At 60.2% G+C, this 3799-nt stretch carries 5 protein-coding genes; 4 read left to right on the top strand and 1 reads right to left on the bottom strand.

Annotation, left to right across the window (positions count from 1 at the left end):
* Positions 1-1354: UDP-N-acetylmuramate:L-alanyl-gamma-D-glutamyl-meso-diaminopimelate ligase (mpl, locus tag Q0341_RS12355; RefSeq protein ID WP_299513781.1), on the bottom strand; the 1354-nt coding region annotated here is incomplete at its 3' end.
* Between the two features lie 59 nt (positions 1355-1413).
* Between mpl and Q0341_RS12350 the strand changes: the two genes are divergently transcribed.
* From Q0341_RS12350 to Q0341_RS12335, 4 genes are all read left to right on the top strand, one after another.
* Positions 1414-1998 carry a hypothetical protein gene (locus Q0341_RS12350; protein ID WP_299513779.1) on the top strand — a complete coding sequence of 195 codons (585 nt, stop codon included), beginning with the start codon at positions 1414-1416 and terminating at the stop codon, positions 1996-1998.
* Positions 1999-2012: 14 nt separating this feature from the next.
* Positions 2013-2555: a TlpA disulfide reductase family protein gene (locus Q0341_RS12345; RefSeq protein WP_299513777.1), complete on the top strand. Its 543-nt coding sequence runs from the start codon at positions 2013-2015 to the stop codon at positions 2553-2555.
* A 160-nt stretch (positions 2556-2715) separates the two neighbouring features.
* The gene (accB, locus tag Q0341_RS12340; RefSeq protein ID WP_299513774.1) at positions 2716-3168 is read left to right on the top strand and encodes an acetyl-CoA carboxylase biotin carboxyl carrier protein; all 453 of its coding nucleotides are present in this window, start codon (positions 2716-2718) and stop codon (positions 3166-3168) included.
* A 15-nt stretch (positions 3169-3183) separates the two neighbouring features.
* Positions 3184-3799, top strand: a 616-nt coding sequence (locus Q0341_RS12335) for a biotin carboxylase N-terminal domain-containing protein (protein WP_299513771.1), incomplete at its 3' end; no start/stop codon positions are given.

Genomic DNA, 3799 nt, shown 5'->3' with positions numbered 1-3799 from the left:
CCGCCAGCAGCTTGCCGTGTACGCCGCCAAAGCCGCCGTTGCTCATGCACAGCAGGTGGTCGCCGGGCTGCACTTGCGCCAGCACCTGCGCAATCACCTCTTCTATGTTGGCACCCACTTGCATCCTGGCCCCCATGGGCCTTAGGGCCGCAGTGGCATCCCAGCCCAGTCCGCCCGAATGGCAAAAGGCCAGATCGGCTTCTTCCAGGCTCCAGGGCAACTGTTCTTTCATGCTGCCCAGCTTCATGGTGTTGCTGCGTGGCTCGAAGATGGCGAGGATGCGGGCTTCACCTACCTGGCGGCGCAGGCCGTTGACGGTGGTGCGGATGGCGGTGGGGTGGTGGGCGAAGTCGTCGTAGACGGTGATGCCATTGACGGTGCCGCGCACTTCCATGCGGCGCTTGACGTTTTCGAAGCTGGCCAGCGCCTGTGCGGCTACGCGCGGGTTCACACCCACATGTTCGGCGGCGGCGATGGTGGCCAAAGCGTTGAGCTGGTTGTGCACGCCGCCAATGGACCACTGCACTTCGGCCACCGTTTTGCCGGCTTGCAAGACTTTGAATTGCGCAGGCTCGCCCTCAGCCACGAAGTCGCTCACGGCGGCGCCAAAACTGCGCACCTCGCTCCAGCAGCCTTGGCCGAGCACACGCGTCAGGCTTTCCTCCAGGCCGTTGACTACCACCCGGCCCGAGCCGGGAACGGTGCGCACGAGGTGGTGGAACTGGCGCTCGATAGCGCTCAGGTTGTCAAAGATGTCAGCGTGGTCGAATTCCAGGTTGTTGAGGATGGCGGTGCGCGGTCGGTAGTGCACAAACTTGCTGCGCTTGTCGAAAAAAGCGGTGTCGTATTCGTCGGCTTCGATGACGAAGTATGGGCCTCCACCGAGCCGCGCCGAGATGCCAAAGTTCAGCGGCACGCCGCCCACCAAAAAGCCGGGGGCGAGTCCGGCTTGTTCCAACACCCAGGCCAGCATCGAGGTGGTGGTGGTTTTGCCATGGGTGCCCGCCACGGCCAGCACATGCTTGCCTTGCAAGACATGTTCCGACAGCCACTGCGGGCCGCTGGTGTAAGGCGCGCCTTCTTCCAAAATGGCTTCCATCAGCGGAAATTTGGGGCTGCCGTCGGGCAGTCGTGCGCGGCTGACCACGTTGCCGATCACGTACACATCGGGCTTCAAGGCCATTTGCTCAGTGCCAAAACCTTCCACCAGATCGATGCCCAAAGCACGCAGTTGGTCGCTCATCGGCGGGTAAACGCCGGCGTCGCAACCGGTGACTTGATGGCCGGCTTCGCGTGCCAGCGCGGCCAAGCCGCCCATGAAGGTGCCACAGATGCCCAGGATGTGTATATGCATGCCCGGATTTTAGGGGGCATCGGCTCGGTCTCGCCTTGGGCGGGTCACAATCGGTGCCCATGAATGACTTTGCCCTTGAAATTGCAGCCACCGCGGCCCGTTTGGTGGTGGAAGAAGGCTTGGCTTTTGGCCCCGCCAAGCACCGCGCCCTCAAAGAGTTGGGCTTGCCCAGCCGTACCGCCTTGCCCACCAACGATGTGGTCGAGGCCGAAGTGCGCGACTACATCGCCGTGTTTTGCGCCGACACGCAGCCTGGTGAGTTGCTGGCTTTTCGCGAATTGGCCAAGGTCTGGATGCAGCGCCTGACTGAATTTCGACCGCACCTGGGCGGCGCGGTCTGGCAGGGCTGGGCCACACGCCTGTGCGATGTGGATTTGGCCTTGTTTTGCGACGACCCCAAATCGGCCGAGATCGCCTTGATCAACCAGAACCAGCGCTACGAAGCGCAAACCGTGCGGGGCCTGCACGGCGCGGATGTGGAGGTGCTGAGCGTGCACAGTTTTTGTGAGGCGTTGAACGAAGATGTGGGGGTGCATCTGCGCATTTACGATCTGGATGATCTGCGCGGTGCCTTGCTGCCCGATGCGCAAGGCCGCTCACCGCGAGGGGATTTGCCCGCTTTGGAGCGCCTGCTGGCGGCATGAAAGACAATTTGCACATGAACAATCAAAGCTCTGGCGCTTCAAGGCGCAATCTGGTGTTAGGGGCGGGTGCGGTGGCGGCTGTGGCGGGCGTGGGGGCGGCATTGTGGCGTTTTGAGCCCCGGGACGTGGCCGATGCGGCGGACCATCCTTTTTGGGCGCAGCAGTTTGAAAGTCCGTCCGGTGAAGTCCTGTCCATGGCGGTATGGAAGGGGCAACCTATGTTGTTGAACTTTTGGGCTACATGGTGTCCGCCCTGTATCGAAGAGTTGCCGATGATCGATACCTTTTGGCGGGAAAACAACCCTAAAGGCCATCAAGTGGTCGCTTTGGCCATTGATCAGCCGAGTGCTGTGCGGCGCTTTCTGTCCAAAACCCCGCTGGGCTTTCCCGTGGGTTTGGCGGGCTTGGAGGGCACAACGCTGGCCAAGTCTTTGGGCAATGCCGCCGGTGGCTTGCCGTTTACGGTGTTTTTCAAAGCAGATGGCAGCATTTGGCGGCAAAAAATGGGGCAATTGACGCGGGATGATCTGAACCAATGGCGTGATGCCAACCTTTGAAGAGGCTCTAGACTCAGAATAGCACTCCCGCGTCAAGCAGGCATGCTCAGGCCAGTGTGTTGCAGGCCTGCGCGGCGCTCAAAATGGCGCATTTCGACGGCGTTGCTTAAATTTGGTGTAAATTCGAACCATTACATGTGCTCAAAGCATCGGAGGATTTATGGATTTACGCAAACTCAAAACACTCATTGACCTGGTGTCCGATTCGAACGTTTCGGAGCTGGAAATCACCGAGGCCGAAGGCAAAGTTCGCATTGTCAAGAGCATGGGTGTGGCCGCGCCGGTGGTGATGCAATCCGCCCCTCCGGCGGCTGCCGCCCCTGCGGTCGCAGCGGCTGTTGCGCCCGTTGAGGCCCCTGTGGTGGCGGCTGCGCCCGTCGGTCATGTGGTCAAGTCGCCCATGGTGGGCACGTTTTACCGATCTTCCAGCCCCGGTTCCGCTCCGTTCATCCAAATCGGCTCGGTGGTCAAAGAAGGCGACACCTTGTGCATCATCGAAGCCATGAAGATCCTCAACGAGATCGAGTCCGACAAGTCCGGCACCGTGACGCAAATCCTCTGCGAAAACGGTCAGGCTGTGGAATACGGTCAGCCTTTGTTCGTTGTCGAATAAAATCACGGGGATTTCATGTTCAAGAAAATCCTGGTCGCCAACCGAGGTGAAATCGCCTTGCGCATCCAACGCGCTTGCCGAGAGTTGGGCGTCAAAGCGGTCATGGTGTACTCCGAAGCCGACCGAGATGCCAAATACGTCAAGCTGGCCGAAGAGGCCGTGTGCATTGGGCCTGCTGCCTCACCTTTGAGTTACCTCAACATGCCCGCCATCATCTCGGCGGCCGAAGTCACCGATGCCGAAGCCATTCACCCTGGCTATGGTTTTTTGAGTGAAAACGCGGACTTCGCTGAGCGGGTCGAGAAAAGTGGTTTCCAGTTCATTGGGCCTACACCCGAATCCATCCGCATCATGGGTGACAAGGTCTCGGCCAAGCAAGCCATGATCCGTGCTGGCGTGCCTTGCGTGCCTGGCTCAGAAGGTGAACTGCCTGACGATCCGGTTCAAATCCGTCGCATTGCCAAGACGGTGGGCTACCCCGTGATCATCAAAGCTGCTGGTGGCGGTGGTGGACGAGGCATGCGGGTGGTGCACACCGAAGCCGCGCTCGTCAATGCTGTGCAAATGACCAAAGCCGAGGCCGGGGCCGCCTTTGGCAATCCTGCGGTCTACATGGAAAAGTTCCTGCAGA

The sequence above is a fragment of the uncultured Limnohabitans sp. genome (assembly GCF_937889215.1).
GTDB lineage: Bacteria > Pseudomonadota > Gammaproteobacteria > Burkholderiales > Burkholderiaceae_C > Limnohabitans_A.
This window is presented reverse-complemented; position numbering and strand designations above follow the sequence as displayed.